This window comes from Lysinibacillus sphaericus (assembly GCF_001629735.1).
In the GTDB taxonomy this organism is placed as follows: Bacteria; Bacillota; Bacilli; order Bacillales_A; family Planococcaceae; genus Lysinibacillus; species Lysinibacillus pinottii.
The window spans coordinates 3,307,443-3,333,910 of sequence record NZ_CP015224.1; the positions used below are offsets into that span (position 1 = coordinate 3,307,443).

Annotated in this window: 18 protein-coding genes; 7 read left to right on the forward strand and 11 right to left on the reverse strand. The window is 37.0% G+C overall.

Going from position 1 to position 26,468, the window contains the following annotated elements; genetic code table 11:
- Positions 1–45 precede the first annotated feature (45 nt).
- The 6 genes from A2J09_RS16245 to A2J09_RS16270 form a co-directional block, all read right to left on the reverse strand.
- Positions 46–732, reverse strand: coding sequence for a response regulator transcription factor (locus A2J09_RS16245; RefSeq protein ID WP_036160392.1), 687 nt, complete (start codon positions 730–732; stop codon positions 46–48).
- Positions 704–2,104 carry an ATP-binding protein gene (locus A2J09_RS16250; protein ID WP_012291960.1) on the reverse strand — a complete coding sequence of 467 codons (1,401 nt, stop codon included), beginning with the start codon at positions 2,102–2,104 and terminating at the stop codon, positions 704–706. Before A2J09_RS16250 ends, A2J09_RS16245 begins: the two co-directional genes overlap by 29 nt.
- 129 nt (positions 2,105–2,233) lie before the next feature.
- Positions 2,234–2,776 carry an NADPH-dependent FMN reductase gene (locus A2J09_RS16255; protein WP_036160389.1) on the reverse strand — a complete coding sequence of 181 codons (543 nt, stop codon included), beginning with the start codon at positions 2,774–2,776 and terminating at the stop codon, positions 2,234–2,236.
- Positions 2,777–2,840: 64 nt separating this feature from the next.
- Positions 2,841–3,458: a nitroreductase family protein gene (locus A2J09_RS16260; protein ID WP_012291958.1), complete on the reverse strand. Its 618-nt coding sequence runs from the start codon at positions 3,456–3,458 to the stop codon at positions 2,841–2,843.
- Positions 3,459–3,526: 68 nt separating this feature from the next.
- Positions 3,527–4,510, reverse strand: a complete 984-nt coding sequence (locus A2J09_RS16265; protein WP_012291957.1) for a ring-cleaving dioxygenase — start codon at positions 4,508–4,510, stop codon at positions 3,527–3,529.
- Between the two features lie 49 nt (positions 4,511–4,559).
- Complete coding sequence (locus tag A2J09_RS16270) at positions 4,560–4,994, reverse strand: MarR family winged helix-turn-helix transcriptional regulator (protein WP_012291956.1); 435 nt, start codon at positions 4,992–4,994, stop codon at positions 4,560–4,562.
- A 172-nt stretch (positions 4,995–5,166) separates the two neighbouring features.
- Here A2J09_RS16270 and A2J09_RS16275 point away from each other — a divergent pair, with 172 nt between their 5' ends.
- Entirely contained in the window at positions 5,167–7,152 is a 1,986-nt protein-coding gene (locus A2J09_RS16275) for a catalase (protein WP_012291955.1), read from the forward strand.
- 50 nt (positions 7,153–7,202) lie between these two features.
- On the opposite strand, the gene A2J09_RS16280 is transcribed toward A2J09_RS16275, so the two are convergent.
- The 3 genes from A2J09_RS16280 to A2J09_RS16290 all read right to left on the reverse strand — a co-directional run bounded on the left by A2J09_RS16280 (position 7,203) and on the right by A2J09_RS16290 (position 11,287).
- Positions 7,203–7,667 (reverse strand): YusW family protein, encoded by a 465-nt coding sequence (locus A2J09_RS16280; RefSeq protein WP_012291954.1) that lies wholly within the window; start codon positions 7,665–7,667, stop codon positions 7,203–7,205.
- Positions 7,668–7,774: 107 nt separating this feature from the next.
- Positions 7,775–9,988 carry a YcdB/YcdC domain-containing protein gene (locus A2J09_RS16285; protein WP_036160386.1) on the reverse strand — a complete coding sequence of 738 codons (2,214 nt, stop codon included), beginning with the start codon at positions 9,986–9,988 and terminating at the stop codon, positions 7,775–7,777.
- Positions 9,989–10,114: 126 nt separating this feature from the next.
- Complete coding sequence (locus A2J09_RS16290) at positions 10,115–11,287, reverse strand: glycoside hydrolase family 18 protein (RefSeq protein WP_012291952.1); 1,173 nt, start codon at positions 11,285–11,287, stop codon at positions 10,115–10,117.
- Between the two features lie 600 nt (positions 11,288–11,887).
- Here A2J09_RS16290 and A2J09_RS16295 point away from each other — a divergent pair.
- Both A2J09_RS16295 and A2J09_RS16300 read left to right on the forward strand, forming a co-directional pair.
- Positions 11,888–12,307 carry a hypothetical protein gene (locus A2J09_RS16295; protein ID WP_012291950.1) on the forward strand — a complete coding sequence of 140 codons (420 nt, stop codon included), beginning with the start codon at positions 11,888–11,890 and terminating at the stop codon, positions 12,305–12,307.
- A 13-nt stretch (positions 12,308–12,320) separates the two neighbouring features.
- Positions 12,321–17,405 carry a DUF4132 domain-containing protein gene (locus tag A2J09_RS16300; RefSeq protein ID WP_012291949.1) on the forward strand — a complete coding sequence of 1,695 codons (5,085 nt, stop codon included), beginning with the start codon at positions 12,321–12,323 and terminating at the stop codon, positions 17,403–17,405.
- 44 nt (positions 17,406–17,449) lie between these two features.
- Here A2J09_RS16300 and A2J09_RS16305 read toward each other — a convergent pair whose 3' ends face one another.
- Together A2J09_RS16305 and A2J09_RS16310 are read right to left on the reverse strand one after the other, a co-directional pair.
- Complete coding sequence (locus tag A2J09_RS16305; protein WP_012291948.1) at positions 17,450–18,181, reverse strand: hypothetical protein; 732 nt, start codon at positions 18,179–18,181, stop codon at positions 17,450–17,452.
- Positions 18,174–19,511, reverse strand: a complete 1,338-nt coding sequence (locus A2J09_RS16310; RefSeq protein ID WP_012291947.1) for an AAA family ATPase — start codon at positions 19,509–19,511, stop codon at positions 18,174–18,176. The genes A2J09_RS16305 and A2J09_RS16310 overlap by 8 nt, the downstream gene beginning before the upstream one ends.
- 151 nt (positions 19,512–19,662) lie before the next feature.
- On the opposite strand from A2J09_RS16310, the gene A2J09_RS23150 reads away from it, so the two are divergent.
- From A2J09_RS23150 to A2J09_RS16330, 4 genes are all read left to right on the forward strand, one after another.
- Entirely contained in the window at positions 19,663–20,139 is a 477-nt protein-coding gene (locus A2J09_RS23150; protein WP_080695153.1) for a hypothetical protein, read from the forward strand.
- A gap of 556 nt (positions 20,140–20,695) precedes the next feature.
- Positions 20,696–22,444 (forward strand): methyl-accepting chemotaxis protein, encoded by a 1,749-nt coding sequence (locus A2J09_RS16320; protein ID WP_012291945.1) that lies wholly within the window; start codon positions 20,696–20,698, stop codon positions 22,442–22,444.
- Between the two features lie 131 nt (positions 22,445–22,575).
- Positions 22,576–25,743, forward strand: coding sequence for a non-ribosomal peptide synthetase family protein (locus A2J09_RS16325; RefSeq protein ID WP_012291944.1), 3,168 nt, complete (start codon positions 22,576–22,578; stop codon positions 25,741–25,743).
- The gene (locus A2J09_RS16330; protein WP_012291943.1) at positions 25,740–26,396 is read left to right on the forward strand and encodes a 4'-phosphopantetheinyl transferase family protein; all 657 of its coding nucleotides are present in this window, start codon (positions 25,740–25,742) and stop codon (positions 26,394–26,396) included. The genes A2J09_RS16325 and A2J09_RS16330 overlap by 4 nt, the downstream gene beginning before the upstream one ends.
- The last annotated feature ends 72 nt before the right edge of the window (positions 26,397–26,468 follow it).

Below are 26,468 nucleotides of genomic sequence, written 5' to 3' on the forward strand. Positions count from 1 at the left end.
TCTCCCAATAGATTTGGCAGAGGTTGTTTTCTAGTTTTTATGTTCTCAAGGCTTTCGATCCGCAAACTTATGCCATTTATAGCCGATTCCCCAAACAGTTTGCAAATAATCATCAGCAGGAAAACCGCTTTTTCTTAATTTTTCACGTAAATTTCGGACATGGGAATCGATAGTGCGATCCTCAATGGATACATGATATCCCCAAACTGTATTAATAAGATGTTCCCTTGAAAATACTTTATTTTGATAATCTAGAAATAAGGACATCATGGAAAATTCTTTTGGTGTTAATGGGATGGCTTCTTGTTGAAAATATAATTCAAAGGATTCTTTATCTAAGCGTAACCCCTCAAAGACAACGACTTTGTTTTCTACTTTGGTTCTCCTTAATACAGCATGTATACGTGCTAATAGCTCTTCCTCATCGAAAGGTTTTAATATATAATCATCTGCCCCAATGTTTAATCCTTTTACAATATCCGAGTGCTCTCCTTTTGCCGTAAGCATGATGATAGGTACATGCCAAAACTTCCTGATTTCTTGGCACACTTGAAATCCATCCATCTCTGGCATCATAATATCCAAAAGAACTAAATCAACATGCTCTTCCTCTAGATATATGAGCGCATCATGAATGGACGACATGGCTCTACAATGAAACACCGGCTCTAAATAAAGAGTCAATAAATCTAACATTCTTGGTTCATCGTCTATGCATAAAATGGTTTTCATCCGCTCCTACTCCTTTAAACGATAATTCAAAAACAGTCCCTTTATTTAGTTCACTTTTAACCGTCACTTCTCCCCCATGGGCCTGTACGAGTTCCTTGACAATTGCAAGACCTAATCCAGAGCCACCTAAAGCACGACTTCTAGATTTTTCTACACGGTAAAAGCGCTCAAAAATAAACGGTAAATCTTTGTTGGGAATCCCTCTTCCTGTATCACGAATAATAATCGTTAAGACACCATTGACCTTCTTAACATTTACCGTGGTAGTATCTCCCTGTCCGCAATAGGTCAATGCGTTATTTAATAGATTGATTATTATTTGCTCTAATCTTGCCTCATCTGCCCATAACGTTAAGCCGTTTTCACAGCATACCTCAAAGTGGATATCTTTTTCTTGAAAAGCAGGGCTTAATTTCCCCTTAATGCCAGTAAAAAAAGCCTGTAAATCTAGATTTTGTTTTTCAATTATAAAGGAGTTTTCATCCATTTTAGCTAGATCAAATAAATCCTTTATTAAACGAGAAAGTCTATTTGTCTCTTCCCGTATAATGGCTAAATATTTTTGTCGATCCTGCGCTGATAAATCACGTTTATAAAGAATATCGGTATAGCCTTTAATAAAGGTTATCGGTGTACGAAGCTCATGGGCAATACTAGATAAAAACTCTTCGCGTTCCTGCCTTAAATGATTTAACTCATTGGATAGTAGCTGAATGGCATTCGATAAATCTCCAAGTTCATCTTTGCCATTTGTAGAAAGAGCGACAGTAAAATCCCCTTTACTCATTTTCAAAGTGGCCTCTTTCATCTGAATTAATGGTTCCGCAAGTTTTCTAGATAACACAATGATGACAGCAATGGTTACTAAACCAGAGACAATGCCCACAATAAGAAAATGTTTATTTAAACGTTTCATTAAAGCATGGATTGAGTCTGTATTTTGAAACATAAAGACATAGCCAATCGTTGTCTGCTCTCTTTTCATTGGACTAATAGTAGCAATAGCTTTTACCTCTCGCCAGTTATCTTGTAGAATCTTTCCCTCGTATGGAATAGTCTCATCTATTTTCTTTATCAGCTCTTTGATTTCAGGATGTAGTTGCGAGGAGGCTAAAATGATCCCCTCAGCATCTGTCACCACTACATCTGTAGATTCTTCCGATTCCATCAGGACGACATGTGCTAATGTTTCGTTATTAAAGTTCTGTTCTAATATTGTGCGATGTGAGTTTCCTCTCGCTTGCAAACTTGCTAATTCTTCTTCGACTCTAGAATTAGTCAATGAGGCGTGTAAAAAAAACATCATAAATGTTTCAATACAAAATAATGTAATGAAAAAGATGATGCCTAGCTTTAGTGATAATTTTCTCATCTGTAACCACCATTTTAGAGTTTCTTACTAGTATATCGGCAAAATATGAAGATTTCATGCAGAAAAAAGCTCGATCCAAACAGAAAAAGACCCATAAGTATACTATAAACTTATGGGTTAGGTTTTAAATTAAATGTATTTTTTTGACCAGTTTAAGAAATTATCGATGACTACATCTAAGAATTTCACTGTACCCTCATCCGTCAAATTACCTTCTTCATCAAATTTAGTATGCACAGCACCGATATAAACATCATTACCACTTAGTAATGGTGAATTAATACCAGGTGAGAATAATATATCACGCAGATGTAATTGTGCTTTAACAGTACCTAAATTCCCCATAGATGCACCCATTATAATAGATGGCTTGCCAATCATTACTTTATCTACACGAGATAACCAGTCAATTGCATTAACCATCACACCTGGAACAGTTCCATTATATTCTGGTGTTATCCATAACACTGCATCTGCAGCCTTTACTTTCGCTTTAAAATCAAGTACTGCTTGTGGTGCTTCATTTTCGATATCTTGGTTGTACATCGGTAAATCCTTCAGACTTAACACTTCTAGATCCAATTTCTCGGCATAACGTTTTTCAATAAATTGAGCTAATTGCATATTATAAGATTCTTTACGGATACTCCCTACGATGGCTACTACTTTCACGATGTTTCCTCCTAAATGTATATTATTCATAGTATTTATATAACTTTTGTAATTTTATACCACTTTAATAATAAGTGGCAAATTCTTCGACTGGCTTACGATAACCGCGTAAACGACGACTGCTTTCTTTTTCTTTCCCAATAGTAATCATGAGAGCTATTTCTTGCTCTTCGGGCACATTGAAAAGCTCACGCATTTTTTGATTATCGAAGCCTATCATAGGACAAGTGTCCCATCCGCGATTTTTCGCTGCTAGCATAAATAACATTGCTGACAAAGATGCATTTCGAATCGCTTCTTCTTTCATAAATGCATCGCCGCGATCTTCATAAAAGTGAGTATTCTCAGCAACTATTTCTTCTAACTCATATGTTGTGATAATCCCTAAGTCCACCATACCCTGACTTAGTTCAGCCGTGTTTTTATAAGCTTTTTTATCACCTAATACAAGAATGACCCCAGAAGCTGAATGTACTTTATATTGACCATATGCAGCTTCTCTTACTTTTTCCTTCATAGTCTCATCTAACACAACGATGTAATTGGCATGCTGTAAGTTAAAAGCTGACGGAGCAAGTTTAACATCCTCTAAAATTGGACGTATATCTTCCTCAGTCATTTTTACGTCCTTTAAAAAATTGTTCGCCGATCGACGCTTATCAATTAATTTGGAAAATTCCATTCATTAAACCCCCAATCCAATATGTAACCATTCAGTAGAGAAAAAATTGTCTACTGAATAAAATAATATTACTCATATTCTTTATCGAACGTAATGGAACTTCTTACAGTATCTATAGGGCGAACAAGGCCTTCAATTTGGGTACGTTTTGGTTCTAGGAATGGTGGTAATGAAAGTTTTTCTCCTAAAGTTTCGTACGGCTCATCTCCCATAAATCCTGGGCCATCTGTTGCTAACTCAAATAAAATTTGTGGCGCTACACGTGCATATAATGATTCAAAGAAATGACGATTTACATAGCCAGATGTGTGGAAACCAAAGCTTTCAAAACGCGCAGTCCATTCATCTAATACTGCACGATCCTCTACACGGAAGGCTGCATGGTGAACAGTACCAAAACCTTGGCGCGCTACTGGTAACACAGTGTTGTGTTCTACAATCACTTGGGCTCCATTTCCACCCTCACCTACTTCAAATAGATGGAAGTCACCCTCCTCCCCAATCTCGGTAAACAGCATTACTTTTTCTAAAACATCTTTAAAGTAATTGAAATTAGCTACGCGAATAAATACTGGTCCTAAACCTGTAATAGCATATTTAAGTGGAATAGGACCGACCTGCCAAGGCGTACCTGATGCAATTCCTGTATCATGCTCATCAGAAATAAGCTGATACTGCTGATCATCAAAATCCACGAATGATAATGTTTTTTTACCAAACTGCTCTTTAATACCAGTATGCTTTACATGCAATCGATCAAAGCGCTTTTCCCAATATTCTAAGGAAGCATCTGTTGGCACACGGAAGGAAGTCTTTGAAATTTCGTTCGTACCATGTACACCTTTTTGAATGTTAGGGAAATCAAAAAACGTCATATCTGTACCAGCACTACCTTTATCATCTGCAAAGAATAAATGATATGTTTGAATGTCATCCTGATTTACTGTTTTCTTCACTAAACGCATTCCTAATACATAGGTAAAGAATTTATAGTTTTCTTCAGCACTGCTTGTAATAGCGGTTACGTGGTGTACACCTTTTAAATGGTTCATAAAATTCTCCTCCTATTATCTCGAAATCGAGATATTTATTTAAATTTTTTTAATGTTCATTAGCATTTTTGCCAACCTTTTTAAGGGACAAAATCATTGTATCCAGCTCCTGAGGCTCCAATACTTCAAATATTTCATTTATTTTTTGTTCATGCTTAGGGAAAATCTCTTCCATTAAAATTTGTCCCTCATGTGTAAGCAATACATAAGTGACACGTCGATCTCTAGGGCAAGATTTGCGATATACATAGCCTTTTTGTTCAAGCTTATCAATTACATACGTAATACTACTGCTAGCAATTAATATTCTTTTGCCGATTACTTGAATGGGCTGCTCGCCACGATGATACAGAAATTCAAGGACTGAAAATTCGGTTTGATTTAAGTCAAATTGAAGTAAATCCCTTTTTGTTGCTTCCTGAATCGTTTGATATGCTCGGAACAAGACCGTAAATGCTTTTAAGTTACGATTGTCTTCCTTCATACGACTCCCTCACTTATTTCGAATTTAATTATCTTTAATTCGAGATAATAATAACATATCCATTTTTAATCAGCAATCATTTTGTTTCGTATTTTAATTGTGAGCTGAAAATGTTTGTGAACATCCTCTGCGGGTAGAAGGTAGTTGTAACTTATAAAGGAGGATTCTATAAATGAAAAAAGATATCAATCAAAAACAACATCAATTAGAAGCATTCCGAGTAAGTGATAAAAATCAACCACTCACAACCAATCAAGGGCTAAAAATAGCTGAGGATGAACATTCTTTAAAGGCTGGCAATCGAGGTCCTACTTTACTAGAGGATTTTCATTTTCGTGAAAAAATGACGCATTTTGATCATGAACGTATTCCAGAAAGAGTCGTTCATGCACGTGGATCGGCTGCACACGGCATTTTTGAAACCTATGAATGTGCAAGTGACATTACAAAAGCACAATTTTTAAATGGTAAAGGAACGAAAACACCTGTCTTTGTTCGTTTTTCGACCGTTGCAGGCTCAAGAGGCTCCGCTGATACCGTCCGCGATGCACGTGGCTTCGCTACAAAATTTTATACACAGGAAGGTAATTATGATTTGGTCGGAAATAACATTCCTATATTTTTTATACAAGACGCTATTAAATTCCCCGATTTCGTACACGCAGTAAAGCCCGAACCAAATAACGAAATTCCTCAAGCTCAAAGTGCCCATGATACATTTTGGGATTTTATTGCAAACAATCAGGAATCTGCCCATATGGTTATGTGGCATATGTCAGATAGATCAATTCCACGAAGCTATCGAATGATGGAAGGTTTCGGTGTGAATACTTATCGTTTCATCAATTCTGAAGGGAAGTCCCATTTTGTTAAGTTTCATTGGAAGCCTGTTCTAGGTGTTAAATCGTTAGTATGGGATGAGGCACAAATCATAGCTGGTAAAGATCCTGATTTCCACCGCAGAGACTTATGGGAATCCATTGAACGAGGGGATTATCCAGAGTGGGAACTCAGCGTGCAGCTTATTCCGCTCGAAGATGAATTCAAATTTAATTTTGACATTTTAGATGCAACGAAAATATGGCCTGAAGAAGAAGTTCCTGTCCGTATCCTTGGCAAAATGACGCTTAATAAAAATGTGGACAACTTTTTTGCTGAAACAGAACAAGCTGCATTTCATGTAGGACATGTTGTACCTGGCATTGACTTCTCTAATGATCCTTTATTACAAGGCCGCTTATTCTCCTATACAGATACACAGTTAATAAGATTAGGTGGCCCAAACTTTCACGAGATCCCTATTAATAAACCCATCTGTCCCTTCCATAATAATCAACGAGATGGCTATGGTCGACAAACGATTAATGTTGGGCAAGTTAGCTACCACAAAAATTCCTTAGCTGATAATACACCGTCCCCTGTCTCTGAGGAAGAAGGTGGCTATACACATTATGAGGAAAAAGTAGAGGGACATAAGGTACGCGCCCGCAGTGAAAGTTTTAAAGACCACTTTACACAAGCTAGGTTATTTTGGCTGAGTATGACAGAGATTGAAAAGGAACATATCATCAATGCTTTTAGCTTCGAACTGGGAAAAGTAAAAAGCAAAGCCATTCGAAAACAAGTTGTTGATATGTTTGCTCATGTCAGCCATTCCCTTGCTACAGCTATTGCAGATAATATTGGTATCGTACCGCCTGTACAAGTAGAGGTCCCGCACATAATGCAAACTTCCCCTGCTGTTAGCCAAATCTTGAATGCAGTAGAAAGTGTCAAAACTTTTAAAGTAGCGGTGATTGTAGCAGAAAATACGGAAGAAAACTTAAATGAGCTAATAGCTACACTGCTGAGCAAAAATATAGTAGTTGAATTAGTTAGTACAAAACAGGGGTTACTAAATGGCTTTGAGATTCATGAAACATTTGCCACTGCTTCTTCCGTACTTTATGATGGGATTTACGTTTCTGGTTCCTTCCATGATTTGAATCAACAAGCTAAAGCAGAGCAATTTATTGAAGAAGCCTACCAGCACTTTAAAACAATTGGCCTTGCTAAAAATGTATCGTTTTCACAGCATCTCGCCAATAAAAATGGGGTTGCTAATAACTTACCTTCTTTTATTCAACTCCTTGCAAAGCATCGACATTGGGAACGTTAGCGTTCATACATGTAAAAGCCAGCTAACGCTTTAGCTGGCTTGTCTCATTTTTAAGGTAGTCGTTTGAATTCCTTCTCATTTCCGTCCATAAACTCTACTTCGACTTCAATGGACTGATAGTTATCTTCAATATTAAAAACTTTAATTACTTGATCAATCACTTCATCATTTGGAGTGGTAGAATCAAAATTTAACTGCTTAAATAACGGCTCTAGTTTTGTATAGGCTTCATCACCCTGTAACTTTACATTTTGTCGATCATCCTGTAACTTCGCTGAGATACCTGTTTTTTTATTTTCATACTCTACCTCGTATGACTCCGTAGCAGAATAATCAACATCTAATGAAAACTCTAAAAAATTGAATGTCACTTGGTCTGTAGGCGTATCACCAGTCTGTTGTGAAGCATTCTGATCTGCCGGCGCATTAGTAGGTACATCCTTCACCTCTTCTTTGTTACAGCCATACAATATAACCATTACGAAAGAAATCGCTAATAATAATTTTAATTTCATCTAGTTGTACACTCCTTTCTTTTCATATTATTTCCCCATTCTGCTATAAACTAACCCCAAAAGGGCATCTCCTCTAATGAGGAAATGCCCTTTTTATGACATATAACTTAATAATAGAAGTTGCGATCAACTTTATTTTCTTGAATAGCCTTTGCTAAACGGACTGTTGAGACAGCTAAATCAGCATATGACACACTCTTCGTAGCATTAAAGTTATTTTGCTGTGCGTCAATCAGACCCATACCATTTGCTAATGCAATATAGCCTGTATACGCTGGATCAATTGAAGCTGCATCAGCAAAGTTTAATTTATAAATATCCTTATACTTAGCAACATTGTCTAATTGTAATAGTTTGATTGACCACTCTGCGAACTCTTGACGACTCAGAGTAGCATCTAATGCAAATTGATTAGCTGGCTGAATGATGCCCATTTTAACAGCTTGCTCTACTACCCCATAGAGAGGATGTTTTTTATCAATATTGTTGAAGGATTGCTTTTCTCCATCTCCACTACCATAGTAACCATATGTTAAGGAATGCAATAAAATTTTCAATGCTTCTCCTTTTGTTACAGCAGCGTCCGCATTAAAGTTTGCTATATCTTTTACATCTAACACATTTTGATTGAATAAATAGTTCAACTCTTTGGCAGCTGTTGGATGAGAAATAACTGGTTTCTCTGTGGAGCCATCTACATTATTTAGCCATTCACCAGACACAGCATCTATCTGGTTATATAAACTGCCATTGTAAGTAGGCGCATAGACTAAATCGTAATGTAGTTTACTCTCTGTATCTTGTTTTACATATTGTAATTGCAATGTAAGTGCTTTGCTATAAGCTTCTTTTGCTTTGTCAGCTGATATGACATTTTTAATCGGCTGCCAGTTATCTATCTTCTGCTTATTAACACTTAATGAGCGTAAGGTTCCATCAGCCCCAATCCCTACATGTAAACCATCTCCTACAACTGCAATTCCATTCATGATGCGTGGGAAGGTGAAGTAATAGTCCTTACTATATTGATCAAATACAGCATCCTCTATTGGCATTGAATATTCATGTAAATACGAAGGTGCCCATTCCTTTAAGTAATCGATTGCCTTCTTCAATGCAGCGTCCTTAGAAATAGCGTTTACTTTGTTATCTGTTAAAAAGTCTCTTGATAGGTCATGATACTGAACTAGCTCACCTGTCGCCTTATTAATTTCTAAAGAGCTACCCGATCCACCATTGCCATACATATACGTATAGTTTACAGAGTAGATCGTCTCACCATTGTCATTTTCTCTTTCATCTACTAAATCGATCGTAAGCTTTGCTTTACTCTCATCAACTTTTAAGAAATTTTTTGCGAATTCTTCAGCTTCAGTTGCCGTTATACCGTTCTTTCTTGGAGGTAGCGGTTGTGCTGAAATTTTTTCAACACTCTTTGTCTTCGGCAACTGTTCAGTGAAGCCATTTGCTGTCTGCCATTGCCCATTAAGAGCATGTACACCATTGAACCCTGTAACAGGCGCATAAACAAGCTTCACGTTACTTTGGTCAGATCTGTAATCATAATCAATATAATAACGAAGTTCCATAGCTAGGTTTTCACGAACTTGCGCCAACACATCTTCTTCTTTCTTTTTTTGATCTAAATTATCAAAAGAAGCTTTACTAATAGACTCTGCATTACTAGACATCCCGGTAACATCACCATTTGCCAGAACATTAATAGTTATACTTTGATCTCCAATAAGAACCCCATTATAAATTGGTGAATAGGTAAAGGAGTAAGTAATTGGTTCTGATAACGGTCTAGTAATATTAAAACCATATTCGTTATTATCATCTCGAAGTTTAAAATTATCCGAATTCACAAATTTACCCAGGAATTTTTGCGCAATTTTTTGTGCTTCATTCTCTGAATACTTTGCTGGATAGATTGCCTCTGCCATATTTGCAGGCTGATAATAAAAGTGTTCTAATTCTAAATCATCACCCTTAAATACAAAACTACCATGTACATCTTTACCTTTAATGGTTTTATAGAAATTTAGTTCATATCGAACCGTTGTATCATCTCTATAGAAATGTCCAGGTCCAGAATTAAAATCTTGATCCGCTACAAATTTGAACTCTTCCGGGAATAGTGAACGGAGCTTTTTTATCAGCATATTTTTTGTAATTTTTGTTTCAGTTGAAGCTACTTGAATTTCAATACGCTCCGATGATTCCTTTACATTTGCTGATGCCTGCGATATTGGTGCTAGCATACCAACAGAAAAAGCTGTTGATGTTAAAATGATTCCTAACTTTTTGAATTTACCCAAAATATCCCTCCTAAAATACAATTTACCATAATTATAATACAGATTCCTATATTTAGAAACAATTTTACAGATAATTACCAACTACGCAGAAAATACATTGGGTAAACCCTATTCTTCTATCGCATATCATTTCTTTACCACATCAAAGTTAGCACCAATTAATAGCCAATTTTGAGGGAATGGTAGTCCTAATTTCCAATAGCCGATCCCCCGAAGATTATATTGTTTAACAAGATTAAATTTAGCTTGAATGGATCTTGCATCTTCAAACCAAACAATATGTGCCCTACCTTGTTCATCATAGTATTCAAAAAACGGAGCTTGTGCTCTCCAATCATATTGAATTGCCGCATTGTAACGTTTGGCAGTCTCAATAGCTCGTTGAGGACTCAATGCTTCTGCAATAGGCCCCCCCTGAACAAATGGTAACGTCCAATCATAACCATATAAATTTTGTCCCAGCATAATTTTGCCTGCAGGTATTTCACTCACCGCATACTTGACCACTTCCTCCACTTCAGGAAGTGGGGAAACAGCCATTGGTGGTCCTGCTGAATAACCCCATTCATAGGTCATTAGTAAAACAAAGTCCACTATCTCACCATGTGCCCTATAATCATGTCCCGCAGTCCATGGACCTCGATCACTTGCACTTGTTTTTGGAGCCAACGCAGTAGATACTGTGTAACCCTGAGTATGAAACTTCTCCACAGCTCTTCTTAAAAAATTGTTATAGGCTTCTCGTTGATCGCCTGGTAAATTTTCAAAATCAAAATGGATATCCTTAACGTCACCTAGCTTATTAGCCTCTGCAAGAATATTATCAAAGAGTAAATCCTGAACAGCCGTACTTTGAAAAATATCTCTCGCTAGCTCTCCACTAAAACTGAAGTTTTCCAGATTCGTAACAACCATTGCCAAAGAAGCCCCAGTATCATCCGTAATCTGAGGTACACCTTGACTAGGCGGTATCCGTAAGGTGCCATCTCGTCTGGCTTCGTAGCTAAATAAAGCCAAGTATGTTAAATAGGGACCCGCTTCTCTGGCTTGATCCAAAAGCACCTCACTAACAGAAGTACCCCTTGGTTCTAAGTATGCTAACGTTTCTGCTCTGGTTTTTGGTGGTTGCGGAATATATAATCTCATCCCAACAGCTAATGGTTGGTTCGGATTAATACCATTTACTTGTGCAAGTGTTACATAGTTAATACCCAATCGTTGCCCGATTGACCATAGACTATCTCCTGGCTGTACATAATAAAAACTGCCGACAATTGGAATAACGAGTGCTTGCCCCACGACTAAACGATTTGGCTCTGGAATTTTATTGGCGTCTACAATACTTTGAACTGTAGTCCCATATGCCTCCGCAATACCCCATAAAGACTCGCCAGCCCGTACAACATGTATTTGAATGACTTTGCCTCCTTCTAGCTTGATAAATCATACCTATAAAGTTTATGAAATAAGGAATGAAATGATGTCTTACTAGAAATCTCATAAAAAATCCATTCACTAGAAGCAGTAATGGATTTTTTAATAGCTTTACAGCTTGGGCAAATAATTGTTCAAGTAAGAAAAGCACCTTCGTTTTTTAGTATATATTTCCATACGTATTTATTCCTGAAAAATACTTGCGTAACATCCTCTGTCTTTTCTCTACTATTTGTGTTAGAGCGCAAAATGATACATACCCCAACGAAAACAATCGTACAAACGTTCTATTTTTGAAGTATCCTTTAGCAGAACTTCCCTCTCTTTTTACCTTACAAATCATCCGTAATACACTATTTTTTGTTACACATTTCCCAAAAATATTTATGCAACTAGCTTCGTATGCCTTATTCTTTTCACAGCTACCCCTCTTGTATAATGAAATTATTGTAAGGAGGTGTTAGATTGCGTTTATTTTACCAACAAAAAGTAATCGGTAAGAAATCACGTAAGCTTCAAAAGATTCCATTTTTTATCGAAGAGCCTGTCATAAATTTACAGGATTTACTTATAAAGATTGTCACACAACAGGTACAACAATATAACGAAAAAATGGTAGATACGCCTCTCCATCTATATTTAACCGATCAGCAATTAGATCATGCTGCTCAGTACGGCAAAGTCCATTTTGGAGAGAAAAAAAACGGTTCATTCCAACCAGTAGACCAAGCCGTCTCTACAATGCTCCAAGCTTTTCAAGATGAACTTTTTTTAGTCCTTCATAATGAGGAGACCATAGATTCGCTTAACTCACCACTAGCTGTACAGGAGGACGATGTTTTTACATTTATTAAATTAACAATGCTTGCAGGACGAATTTGGTAAGGAGGAATGTTTCATGACACTTTCACATGAACAAAAAACACATTTTCAAAGTATAGTTGACACAGCACCGTCAACTATACAGCCATTAGCGGCTGCATTACTAAAATATATGGACAATCGGAATTATGATATTGAACAGCTTATTACAGAACAGCACGTTCAATCACTAGAGGAACTATTTAGCGGACCATTATTAGAAGTGCTTACACTTTTTTCTTCACAGGAACGGGCATCCCATATCAAGAAATTAGCTTTACGTTTTGATGCTACGATATTCCAAACTGATAGTTTACGTCGCTCATTTCGGTCAGCCTCGTCCGTACAAGATCATCTTTTTCAATGTCTACAATTAATAGAGGAGATGCTGACATTTGAGGAAATTGGTTTACAAGATTTACTAGCTCACCACAGCCAATATGAGCATGGTACATACCCTAACTATAGCTCCTATGTATTGAAAAACGAAAATGAAAAAGTAATGAGCTTTCATGTATTTGAGCAATTGCTTGCTGAAGAGTTATCCTTAGAAAATCCTATCATTGAAGAAAAGATAGAAAGTATTTTATTTGATGAGCACCGCAGTAGCTTTTTCGGTCATCCCCTCATTCGTGGCATTTTTAAATCAAGCAATAGTCGGATGCATGAAGCACTTGGTAAATTATTAGTAGCGGCTGCACGTCAAGAAGGGCTTCGACAAGCAATTGTAGAAAATATTGACCATGGGAATCTAGATGCACAACTAAAAATGATGAAACTTATCCAGGAACATCAACTAACAAGGTTCTCCTCTGTTATTCGAGCGGTCGATACATGGATGGGACTTGGCTATAGTAGCTTTGAAAATCAAAAAATTACGGAAGAAGTTTTGTCTTTAGCCATCCAAGCGATGGAAGATGATCATTTCACCGAACAGCTGCTAAAAAGTGAACGTACCATTGATATTTACGTCGCATTATGGGCGACTTCTACAAAAGACTATACGAAGCTAGAATTGCTATTAGCTGATCTCTTAAAGCGAGACAAGCATATTCAGCTTACAACATTAGCCTTTTTAAAGAATCTATCAAAAATCTCCTTTACAGCGCCTTTTGTGAAGGAATTAATTTTAACAACGAAGGATATCGAGTTATTTGCATTTGCATGGAATAATTTCATTCATGCCAACCACTATATAAATAGTGAATATGCGAGAGATAACGAATGGGAAAAAACACTTCAAGGCTTTATGAAAGAAAATTCACAGCTACAAGGCATAGAATATCCTTTATTTGAACAGCTTGAATGGGCAAAAAATGAAATGACAAAAGACGGATTATCCATTACAGGCAAGCCTTTATCTTTTGTCTTTGTACACTTGTCATTCGAAGACTTAATTTCAACACAAATCATTCTTGCGCATTATCTTCAGGATGAAGAGTTATTCCAACGAATCATCGCACGTTCAGATGCTTATCCACCATCAAGTAGGATTGGTCTATTGAATATTTATTGTCTTGATCCAATCACACAAGGACAGCGTGAATTTCTATTCAATTCTTTACGAGATCGAAGCTCTATCAATCGTTCCCTTGCATTAAAAAAAATACATGCCCTGACACCAACCCAAGAAGAAATAGCAAAAATTGAGGATCTTTTAGCTAATAAATCTGGGGCTCTGCGAAAAGAAGCTATTTCACTCTTGAAAGTACAACCACAAGATCATGTATTGCAAAGCGCTGAACGATTAATAAAAGATAATAAACAGCTAAAGAGGCTTGGCGGTCTTGAATTATTATTAGAGGCCTCTAAGGACTACAATTTAGCTAACGAGCAAATTACGGCATTATGCTCACTATTACCAAAGATAACAAAAAATGAACAAGTATTTTTAGAACAATTAGTAGCAAGGGATGTACCAGAATATAACGAAAGCAATGGCTTTGGCTTGTATACACCACATGCCCCTATTTCATACGATAGCATTACCAATAGCTCCATCAAAATGAACAGTGAAGAACCTTGGCAACAGCTTATACCTTTATATGTACAAACACCTACACCCATTGAAAAATTTTTCCAATATGATTTAGATAAGCTTCTCTTCAAGTTAGAGCAACTTATTCATATTCTTGATGAATATGCTGATTTTGAATATGAAACTTTTCAATGGAATGACACTAAAATGACCACTACTTTAGGACAAAAATACAGTATATTGGCCACTAAAACAGACAGTCAGCGACATGCTAGTTTGGATGTTTATCCTATCCCAGAGGCTATTGTTCAATGGATTCAATCATCATCCTTTAGCAGTGAAGACTTAGCGTATTTTAATTTTTATAGTCATCTATCTGAATACCCTGCTGCGCATGACCTTTCTGAAGCAGCCCATGTTCTTATACAACCATTCTTTCAGTATGAAGAAATAAAAAAATATGTTGCTCAATTTAATTCCTTGAAATATCACTATACACTTCAACAAATTTTTTCTGTTTTGTCACAAGATATCAAAAATATTTCAGGAGAGACAACACTGCATACAGAAGCAGTTTCATTACTAGAAAGACATACACCGGTATTTAATAGCTTCAATCAGGCAGCTGGTATTGTGCTTCAGCTATTACATCAAATCCCTGCTGATCAATGGCAAGTGAATGTAAGAGATAAAGGTTATTACTACTATCAATCTACCTCTACAATTATCGACTTAGATATTATTGAGGCATTTGTCGATCGACTATCGAATTATGCAACTTATGAAGACTATGCTAAAATGCTTGCCATCAATGAAGAGCTAACAAAACGTATGCAAAAAGAAAATTATAGCCCAATTCTATACGATTTATCATTATTCCAATATTTAGATGCCTTTAAAGCTGGTCTATTAAAGCAAGACCATTTATATGAAGCCATTTTTACGAATACTCTTGCCTCAGAAATATTTACTGAACCAAGTAAACTACTAGATCGCTATCAATCGTTTGATGACTTAACGGATTTCCTTGCTATTCGTAATGAAGCTATAGATCGCATCTTAGCTATAGAACTGAAGCGTGGTGATACTCCAACAGCTGTTACCAAGCTGGCTAGTAGCATTTCTTACTTTGAAGGGATTGATTATTTCCTGCAAATTTTACAGGCACTTGATGGTGAAAAGCTTTCGCGAGGCTATATATGGCAGGCTGAAACGAAGAAAGATGTATTCTCCCGCCTTTTAACTAGCTGCTATCCTAAAAAAGAAGAAACGGCACAGCAATTAAAAGAAGCATGGCAAAAAACAGAGATTTCTAAAGAGCGTTTAATTGAAGCTATGATGTATAACCAGCATTGGATTGACCTTGTCAGTGAAGTGATTGACTGGGAAGGACTAAAGGAATCAGCTTGGTATTTTATCGCTCATACTACAGATTCTTTATCAGATTTTGCCAAAGATCAGATAGCTCTCTTCTCCAGCATAACGGCAGAAGATTTTGGTGATGGCGCCTTTGATTTAGCATGGTTCCAAAGTGCTTACCAAACATTGGGTTCGAAGAAATTTAAAGTTGTATATGATGCAGCAAAATATGCTTCTGAAGGAGCCAACCATCGTCGAGCTCAGTTATATGCAGATACAGCCATTGGCAAACTTAGTCCGAAACCATTAATGAAAGAAATTCAAGAAAAGCGCAATAAAGATAAACTACGTGCACTTGGACTTATTCCTTTAAAATCAGCAGATGACAAAGATGCTCTAGATCGTTACCAATTTATTCAACAGTTTTTAAAGGAGAGTAAACAATTTGGCGCTCAACGTAGGGCAAGTGAGGCACGAGCAGCTAGTATTGCACTAGAAAATTTAGCCCGTAATGCTGGAGATGGGGAAGCCACTCGCTTCATATGGCGAATGGAATTATCAGCCTTTAACGATATTCAGCAATTATTTAAAGCACAGCCTATCGAACAAATAACAGCGCATTTACAAATCGAAGAAGATGCAACTATTACGATAATTGTTGAAAAAGATGGTAAACGACTAAAAAACATACCTACTGCTTTAAAAAAGCATGCTGACGTTGTCACTCTTCAAGAAGCTCGCAAAGATTTGCAAGAGCAATATAAACGTGCACGTCCAGCACTTGAGCAGGCAATGGCATTAGAAACCATATTTTCAGCGGAAGAGCTAATCAACCTGTTAGCTCACCCAATTCTAGCTCCTCTTTTACAAAAGCTTGTCTTTATTAGCGGCGAGCATGTTGGGATGATAACACCAGAGGGCTTACAAGTACTATCAGGTAACGTTGTGAATTTGGCTCCAACAACAACCTTAATGATTGCTCATCCTTATCATCTTCTTGAAAGTGGTCAATGGAGACAATGGCAAGCCTATATGTTCGAGCACAAAATACAACAGCCATTTAAACAAGTGTTCCGTGAACTATACCTTATAAATGCAGACGAAAAAGGACGAAAACAATCATTGCGTTATGCGGGACATCAAGTCAATCCATCTCAAACAGTAGCCTTGTTAAAAACACGAGGCTGGCAAATTAGTTATGAAACTGGACCTCGTAAGGTGTATTACAAAGAAAATATAGTGGCTTCCTTGTATGCGCAGGCAGACTGGTTTACTCCAGCAGAAATCGAAGCACCTACAATCGAAGGTGTTTATTTCTACAACCGTTTAACAGGAAAAGATATCGTCTTAGATGATATTCCAGCCGCAATCTTCTCCGAGGTTATGCGGGATATGGACCTCGTTGTCAGCGTTGCCCATGTTGGTGGTGTCGACCCTGAGGCCAGTCATTCTACTGTTGACATGCGGAGTATTATCGTTGAAGAATTAGCTAAATTATTAAAACTATCCAACGTAGAAACTAAAAAACAACATGTCCTTATTGAAGGTAAATTAGCAAGCTATTCCTTGCATTTAGGCAGCGGTATCGTTCATCAAGTCGGTGGTTCGATGATACCGATTGTCGCAGTCCCATCTCAGCATCGTGGACGTATATTTTTACCTATGGTGGATGATGATCCACGGACAGCTGAAATTATGGCAAAGCTTTTATTGCTAAGTGAAGATACTAAAATTAAGGACCCAGCCATTTTAGCTCATATTCGAAGTTATGAACAAACGCATTAAGAGATATAAAACAAAAACAGGTGACGAAACATATGTCACCTGTTTTATTGTACGTCTGTTTTTATCATTTCAAATAAAAGGGGTACATTCGTTCCTCGCTGTAATGAATGGCTTCCTTCCATTAAATATGACCAGCTTTTTTTCATTTTTTCCCTATATGGTAATTCAGTATCGACTGGCAAATAAGCCTTTAAATAATCTTCGATTGTACCAGACAAGTTTTCTATAAACTCATCCGCCTTGTGGATTTTCTCTGTTGGGATTTCATTGCGTTCATCCCATAGTACATGTTCTAAGTTTGTAGAGAAATAAAATAATTGATAAGGCACTTTTAAGCGATTAATACTAAAATGGTCATTGGCAATTAAAATTCTGACATTTCTCGCCTTCATTTCATTGCGCTGTTCAATTTGCTCCTTACGCTTATTAGACTTCACTAAAATGGCTTCCTCAGTATAAAACAATTTTTGCTCAATTTTCTCATCGACTTGGACGCATTCTGGTGCAATAAAACAACCATCTGCATCTGTTATATGAACAACAGCAGTTAAATCCTTCGCCAAAAATTTATATTTTTCTAAATAACTCTGGATTACCCGTATAACACTGTTTTTAATATTCGGGATGCGTTTATGGGCATCCCATTTTGTTAATACATCCTCACGCTGGACATCAAATCGTATAGTTGCATTCTCGAAGTAAGCATCCAAGTAATCCTCTAAAATAATTTGCTCCGTCTGCCCCTCAACAATGATTAAAAGTACTTTTTTAGTCATGGTGCACACCTGCCTTACGAAAAGCACGCTTAATTTTAAATGTTTTAGTCTCCTTATAAACCTCTTCATCCTGGCCGCCAAGCTGAATAGCACGCAAGTAGACATCTCTGGCATTATTTACTTCTTTAATGCCCTTTAACTGCATATAACGGTGATTTTCATTCGTTGTCGTAAACCATAAATTTTTAATAGCTAGCACCTCTAACACTCGTAGATTATGGGATGTGAAAAAAAGCTGTCCTTTTCCATCCTCATCTATCACTGTTAACAACTCACCTAGCAAATATTCAAAAACACCTGAATCTAATTCATCAATCACGACACAAGCATTTGGATTGTTATATACGGCAATCAATACACTAAGAACTGAAATAATCTTCAATATCCCTTCAGACTCTGTTCGTAAGGGTAATTCCTGCTCTCCACGCTGCGATAAAAATTCAAAACGGATGCCTTGTCCACCATCATCCATTGTTTGCTTTGTAATGATATTGATTTTAATAGTTAGACCTGGAATAATAGCAGCTAGCACTCGGTTACTCTGTTCAATCACTTCACATAAGGCATAGAATTCATCCTCTGGCAATAATGCAGGACCCTTTAAATCATACGGAATTTGCCCTCTTGTTTTCTCTAAATGAATACTAAATGGCATGATACGTTCTTCAAATAGAGGAGCAATATTTTGATTATTCACTACATGTAAATCTCGATTAAAATCAACGGCCATATTTTGGAGCAGCTGTATTTCTTGCTCGGTAAGCCGTTCCTGTAATAATGGCTTCAAATCTTTATGAAAGAGAAAGGATCGATATTCCTTTCTTGCTAATTGTTGAATAACAAGCAATTGAATACGTGCTTGTTCACTCATATCAGGCAAATGAGAGTTACGAATTTGAATACCATTCTCTGTCATAGCCATTAACACCTTTGAGCGTTTTCCTTTGTCATTTTCTCGGTACGTGAGACGTTCCAGTGTTGTATAGAGCCGATGTTGATCCTCCTGCAGCTCTACATAATAATGGACAAAAAATGTACCAAATTGATTCTCAACTAAAAATTCAAAATCAAGACTGGCTGTATCCTCGCCTGCTAAAATTAGCCGCTTCTCTTGCGAGGGCAGCTTCACTTCAGCAAGCCAACCTGAGATAAGGGTCTTCAATAAACCAAACGCATCAACAATGGTTGTCTTCCCTGAGCCATTTTGTCCGTATAGTCCAACAACATTTGCTTTTAAGAAGGTCTCAAAGTTAACAGCCAGAATAATCTCACCATGTCGTACATTCCGTAAATTTTTTATGTTTATTTTTTTCACTTTAATGATTGCCATCTGCTAAACACCCTTTAGCTCTTTTCCCCTATTATAATGAAAATTGATATATTTTATAACAATATTCCACTTAATTATCAACTAGCCTATAGCCTATGACACTCACAGTAAGTGGGCATATGTTAAAGAAAATGAAGAAAGGTGTGTTTCATTGGTTTATCCTAGATTGGCCCCTGAAGATTTTAACAGTCAATTCCGTCCAGGAATGAAAATATGGGTGACACTTCCTACTGGGACTTATTCAGGTACATTAATTCGAACATTTGGAACAGGAGGAAGAACTGCTGAAATTCAATTAGATAACGGTCAAATAGTGACTGTTGATGTTAGCCAAATAACCGCGGCTGGTACAGGAGCACCTCCTGGTAATTCCTATCCACCACCTTATCCACCACCCTATCCGACACCTTATCCGCCGCAACCGTACCCACCAAGGCCATATCCGCCGCAGCCTTATCCACCGAGACCTTATCCACCAAGACCTTATCCACCACAACCTTATCCACCACAACCACCAAGGCCATATCCGCCATTTCCAGGGGGACAATTCCCAGGCTTCCCACCCCCATTATTGCCAGGACTCCCCAATATAATGCCAGGTATCATCGGTAATCCCAGACAGCCGTAAAAAATAATAGGCTTTCTCTTTATTCATTTACGAATAAAGAGAAAGCCTTTTTTTACATTTTTATATTTTATTCCCGTAACAAAACTACGATAAGCAATAGTATTTTCTAGAAGAAATGACATTCCCTAATAGGCAAAAAGACTTAACGAGAGATTAAAAAATAAGATTTTAGCCAAATTTTAATTAAATTAAATTTGACTCAGTTTTGAGCATACTTGTTTTTTATATTAAATAGCCTCTAAATTTTCGTAAAAATATCGTCTAAGCTGAAAAATACATAGACTAAAACACTAAAAATTCTCATTCATCTACTAAAATCTACACTTCAAATAGTAAGTTTTCTGGGTTGTGAATCATTTTTTTTGGCAGTATAGTAGTTTATTGTTAGGGGATAATTAGATTATTTTTCACTGGTATATATTTATTGAGAATGCATCTAGAATTCTATGAATGACACCACGACATTACATTGAATGAGCTTTTATTTCATCGATTAAATACCCATTTCTCATCCTTAACATGAAATAATCGGTATAATATAATTAGGAGGAAAAGCATGAAAAAACGTAAGAAGCAGCATATGTCTATTAGTAAGAAAATAACTGCTATAATGGTAAGTATTTTATTACTGTTTGGATTAGTTACTTTAGGTCTTTCTTATTATATAGTAAGAAATAGTAATTTAACAGATATGAATCAATCACTTGATGACAAAGGCATGATCTTAGCCAAAACAATTGATGTTAACACATTGAAATCGATATTAGATAATCCTTCAGACAGTAACCCTGATGCACTTCGACTGACGAAGGAAATGGATGCTATTAATGATTATTCAGATAGCATTACCAATCTCTTTTTAATAACTGTTAATGGGGAAAATATTAATGCACCTGTCCTTTCTTCTAGTATACTTAAACTAGGGGCTGAGTATAATCAGGACATGATTGCTATGGGTTTATCGCCTGATTTCCTAGCGAGAATTAAAGAGGTTTTTGAGACAAAAGAGGCTACAGCTACAGATATCTATAGCGATGAATTTGGTAGCTATAAAACTGGCCTTACACCAATTTTAGATGATGATGGAAATATGCTAGCTGCGTATGCTATTGATTATGACGTGTCGATGGTAACTGGCAAGGCTATGTCAGAGGCACTTTGGACATTGGTAGTAACGGTTATTTTCTTAATTGGTTCATCTATTGCTGTGTATACTCTTTTAAGAAAAAAATTAACACCTATTCAGCAGCTATCCTTACAATCTAAAAAAGTAGCAAATGGTAATTTAGAGCTTGAGCCTTTACCAGTTACTTCAACGGATGAAGTAGGAACGCTTACTCAAAACTTTAATTCGATGATTGAAAACTTAAAAACTGTTATTAAAAGTACAACAAATGTATCAGCACGTGTATCAAACACAGCTAATATTTTGTCTACGAATATGCAGGAAACTTCTGATTCCTACAATACCGTAGCTTCTTCCATGCAAGAAATTGCGAGTTCAGCTGATCTTCAAGTTCAAAGAGCTAAAGAAAGTACAATTACAATAGAAGAAATGAGTATTGGAATTCAACGTATTGCGATGACATCCAATCAGATTTCAGAATCTTCTATTTTAGCATCTGAAGAAGCTGAAAGAGGGAATGATTCAACTAATAAGTCTGTCGCTCAAATGAATGCGATTAGTCAGGCAGTCAATCAATCAGCGGCATCTGTTAAATTGCTGGGCGATCATTCTAATAAAATTGAAGAAATTGTCGGCATTATTACTGGCATTGCCTCTCAAACAAACCTCCTAGCCTTAAATGCAGCCATTGAAGCTGCTCGTGCAGGAGAAGCTGGCAGTGGATTTGCCGTTGTAGCTGATGAAGTGCGTAAGCTAGCTGAACAGTCTGAGGCCTCAGCCCGGGAAATTTCCACGCTTATATCTCATATTCAGCACGATACGAATGAATCTGTTAATATCATGGTTCGGGCGGTAGAGGAAGTTGATCATGGTATTGTCATGATCAACGATTCAGAACAATCATTTAGTCAAATTTTAACATCTATTCATCATGTAACAGGGCAAATACAAGAGCTATCCGCAACTATTGAAGAAATGGCGGCTGGCATGGAACAAGTCACTTCTGCTGTTAAAGATATGGAGGACTTCTCCATCAACTCTAAAGATAGTACAAGAGCAGTAGCTGCAACTTCTGCCTCTCAGCTAAATACAGTACAGCAAGTATCTGAAGAAGCACAAGTACTATCCGAGTTATCTGAAGAATTATTGAATGTTGTCAATACCTTTGTAGTGAAATAAAAAGAGAAAGGGCTGCCCTTATACGGTGTTTTTGGTCCCTTAGCTTCTACAGAATACTTTCTGTCAGAGCTAACGGACTTAAAATTTCCTGCATAAGTGACTGCCCTTTTCTAGAATAGGGGTTGTAATGATTGAATAATAAACGAGAATTTGATTGTCCTACATCACAGTTTAATAAGCATTTTTCTAAACAAGAGAAGCTACTATCCAATCATACACAGCTATTAAATGAAGAGGATACATTAGCTTATCAAACATTAAATCGCACTATGGCTGACTACGATAAAACTATCACAATACCAGAAGTATTTTATCAAGTAGCACAGCAATTTGCAGACCGTATCGCTCTATCCTATGAAGATGGCAAGATGACCTATCGTCAGTTAAATGAACAGTCCAACCAAGTTGCACATATGCTATTAGCCAATGGTCTTCAAAAAGGTGACTATGTGGCAATTATCATGGACCGTAGTAAGGAAACTATTATTAGTTTGTTAGGTGTGCTAAAAGCGGGTGGTGTTTATGTTCCTATCGATCCTAGTTATCCAAAAGAACGTTGCCAGTATTTGTTACATGATACAGGTGCACCATTTATCATTACGAAAAACGAATATAGTGACTTACTGAATGACCTAATACATAATAAGTTCCAATCACACACAGTGCTAACAATCAATCAAATGGAGAGTGGCCTTTCAAAAGAGGATTTGCCATGTAACCTACATCCATCCGATTTAGCCTATATTATTTATACATCTGGTTCTACTGGTAAACCTAAAGGTGTTTTGCTTAAACATACAGCCGTTATTAACCTAATTACAGATAATCAAAGAATTTACCATTCGACTGAAGAAGGTGTATTTTCTCAGTTTATTTCTTACAGTTTTGATCCCTCTGTGACAGAGACTTTTACCGCTTTCTTTTCTGGTGCAAGACTCCATATGCTCACAAGTATTGAGCGTCTTTCAATAGAAGCATTTGCTGATATGATTGCACGAGAGCGAGTAACAACAGCAACTGTACCAAACGCTTTCTTTACACAATTAGCCACACATTTACCTGTAGAGTATCGGGACAAGTTGATGACACTACAATATTTATCCGTCGGCGGCGAAGCTCTATTGCCTGCCATTGTTCAAAAATGGCAAGAAAAGTTCGGATATTCTACAGAAATTATAAATGTTTATGGACCAACTGAATGTACAGTGTTAACTTCCTACTTTAAGATAAAAAGTCAGCTTACAGACATGCAATCTAGTATTCCTATCGGCAAACCGATTGCCAATTATGAGATGTATGTGGTGAATGAGGATGAACAGCTTTGCCCAGTTCATGTAACAGGCGAACTATGTATTGCTGGGGTTGGCTTGGCAGCAGGATATTTACATCAGCCTGAAAAAACAGCCGAGGTCTTTGTCCCGCATCTGTTTAAACCAGATCAAAAAATGTATCGCACAGGTGATTTAGTGCGCCTTTTACCTAATGGTGTCATTGAATTTGTTGGACGGAAGGATTCGCAAATTAAAGTAAGAGGCTTCCGTATTGAGCTTGGAGAAATTGAGACAGTATTAAGCAATTACCCTACCATTCAGGAATCTGTAGTGATAGCTAAGAAAATGTCTGATGGTCAGAACCATTTATTTGCTTATTATACGGTGGCAAGTGGTATTCAGCTAGAGGAACGCAATTTAAGAGACTATTTACACAATCTTTTACCAGATTATATGGTGCCTGAACGATTCATCGAATTACTAGAAATGCCATTATCCCCTACTGGCAAAATTGATCGCACGCAGTTGGCCTCAATGGATACACATTTATCACGGAGTAATTTATACGTTGCCCCTGAAAATGATACGCAGCATTTACTAGCAAATGCATGGGAGTATGTACTTAACGTCAGCCCAATAGGTATTCATGATAACTTCTTTCACATTGGCGGACATTCATTAAAAGTACTTGAAATTCTTGTACAAGTGAAGAAGCATATACCATTCCTAAAGATTCAGGATTTTTTCCAATATCAAACGATTGCTGAATTAGATCAATATATTTGCAACCATCAGCCTGAAGATTTAGACGTGCAAACGCAACCTACTAACCTTGTTTATAAGGATTTAATGGAGCCTGGTCCGCTACCAATCTCACCAATAGTGAAGCCATTACCGATGACTACGGTTTTATTAACAGGTGCGACAGGTTATTTAGGAAGCCACGTGCTATATGAGCTACTAGTCTCAACAAAAGCGCACATCTATTGTCTTATTCGACCAAGTGAAAAGAGCACTTTAGAGGATAAGCTAATGGAAAGTATGCAATTTTACTTTGGACATAACATTGGTAGACATATGCAGAATCGAGTAACTATCATTAAAGGCGATTTAGGAAAGAAAAAACTTCATCTAACTAGTGAAGATGAACAGACACTAATAGATGAAATCGATGCCATCATCCACTGTGGAGCTGATGTACGTCACTTCGGAGCGACTGAGCATTTTAATAATGTCAATGTAAATGGGACACGTTATTTACTTGAATTGGCAGAGCGTAAACCTGGTATTCATTTTCATTATGTATCAACAATCGGTATTCCAGAGGAGCTCGCTGCCATTCAATGGGGGGCAGAAGAGGCTAATGGTGATTTCAACTACGATACGAAGCTTCATAATGTCTATACACAAAGTAAGCTGGAAGCAGAAAATCTCGTAAGAAATGCAGTACATGATATGATTCCTATTTCAATCTATCGAGTAGGTAATTTGAGTTGTCATTCTGAAACAGGAAAATTCCAACGTAATATCGATGATAACGCCTTTTACCGTATGATTAAAGCTATGCTTTATTTAGGTAAAACACCTTCTGTACAATGGCATGTAGACTTTACACCAATTAATTATGCTAGCCAAGCATTAGTATGTCTAGCTAATCAGCCAGCATCAAATGGTCATGTCTTCCATTTATGTAACCCTGTATCGCTTACTTATTTAGAATTAATCGACATGCTGAAGGAATTTGGCTATGATTTACAAGTTATGTCAAAGCAAGAGTATACAAATTGGCTATTACATGATGATCATTCTATAGAGGTACAGGAATATTTAGCATTAGCTATTGCACAGCTAGAAGGTGATGGAGCTAGTGACTCACCATTTATCTTTAACTGTAAAAAAACGATTGAATTTCTAGCCAATGCAAGAATTGAATGTGCTGCACCAAATACAGCATTTATTCACCAAATGATTGAATACGGGATAGAAACTGGCTACTTTCCTGAGCCTACGCAAGTCAATATACGATGAGCACAAATGATATACAGCTTTTTGCACTACCATTAGGGGAACCGTTAACTTCAGCAGAATGGAATGTATTTCATAATGTACTCCCTTCTCATGTTCAAAGAAATATCCAGCAGTACAAGCAGTGGCAGGACCGTCAAAGAGCCTTGCTAGGTAACACGCTTATTAGGTGGGTGCTCCTCCCATTCATGGATAAGACCACATTCCAAATAACTCAAGACATATATGGTCGTCCAAATGTAGCGAGTCATCAGCACTGGAAAGGCGATTTTAATCTCTCTCACTCTGGTGATTGGATTGTCCTGGCCCTAACAACAAACGGGCGAGTAGGAATTGATGTTGAAGAAATAAAGCCAGTGAATAAAGATATTATGCACTTTGCATTATCTAAACAAGAGTTCCACATGGCTCTTCATCAACCTCTACATGTTTTTTATGAGCTTTGGACTTTAAAGGAGGCTCTTTTTAAAACAGGCTTATTCCCTCACCTATCACCTCACATGCTTGATACTATCGATATAAAAAAAACAAGAGCGGATCTTTCAACGCAATTACATTATCTCGATCAACGTCATCCTGTAACCATTTGCTGGAACAATGGCTCTACCCATGTAAAAATAACAACATTAAATAAACATCAGCTTCTACAGTCATAAAACAAGGAGGAGAAAACTATCATTTCTCCTCCCTTTTTTATGAATAGAAAAGCTGCCCATTGTGTCTGTTTT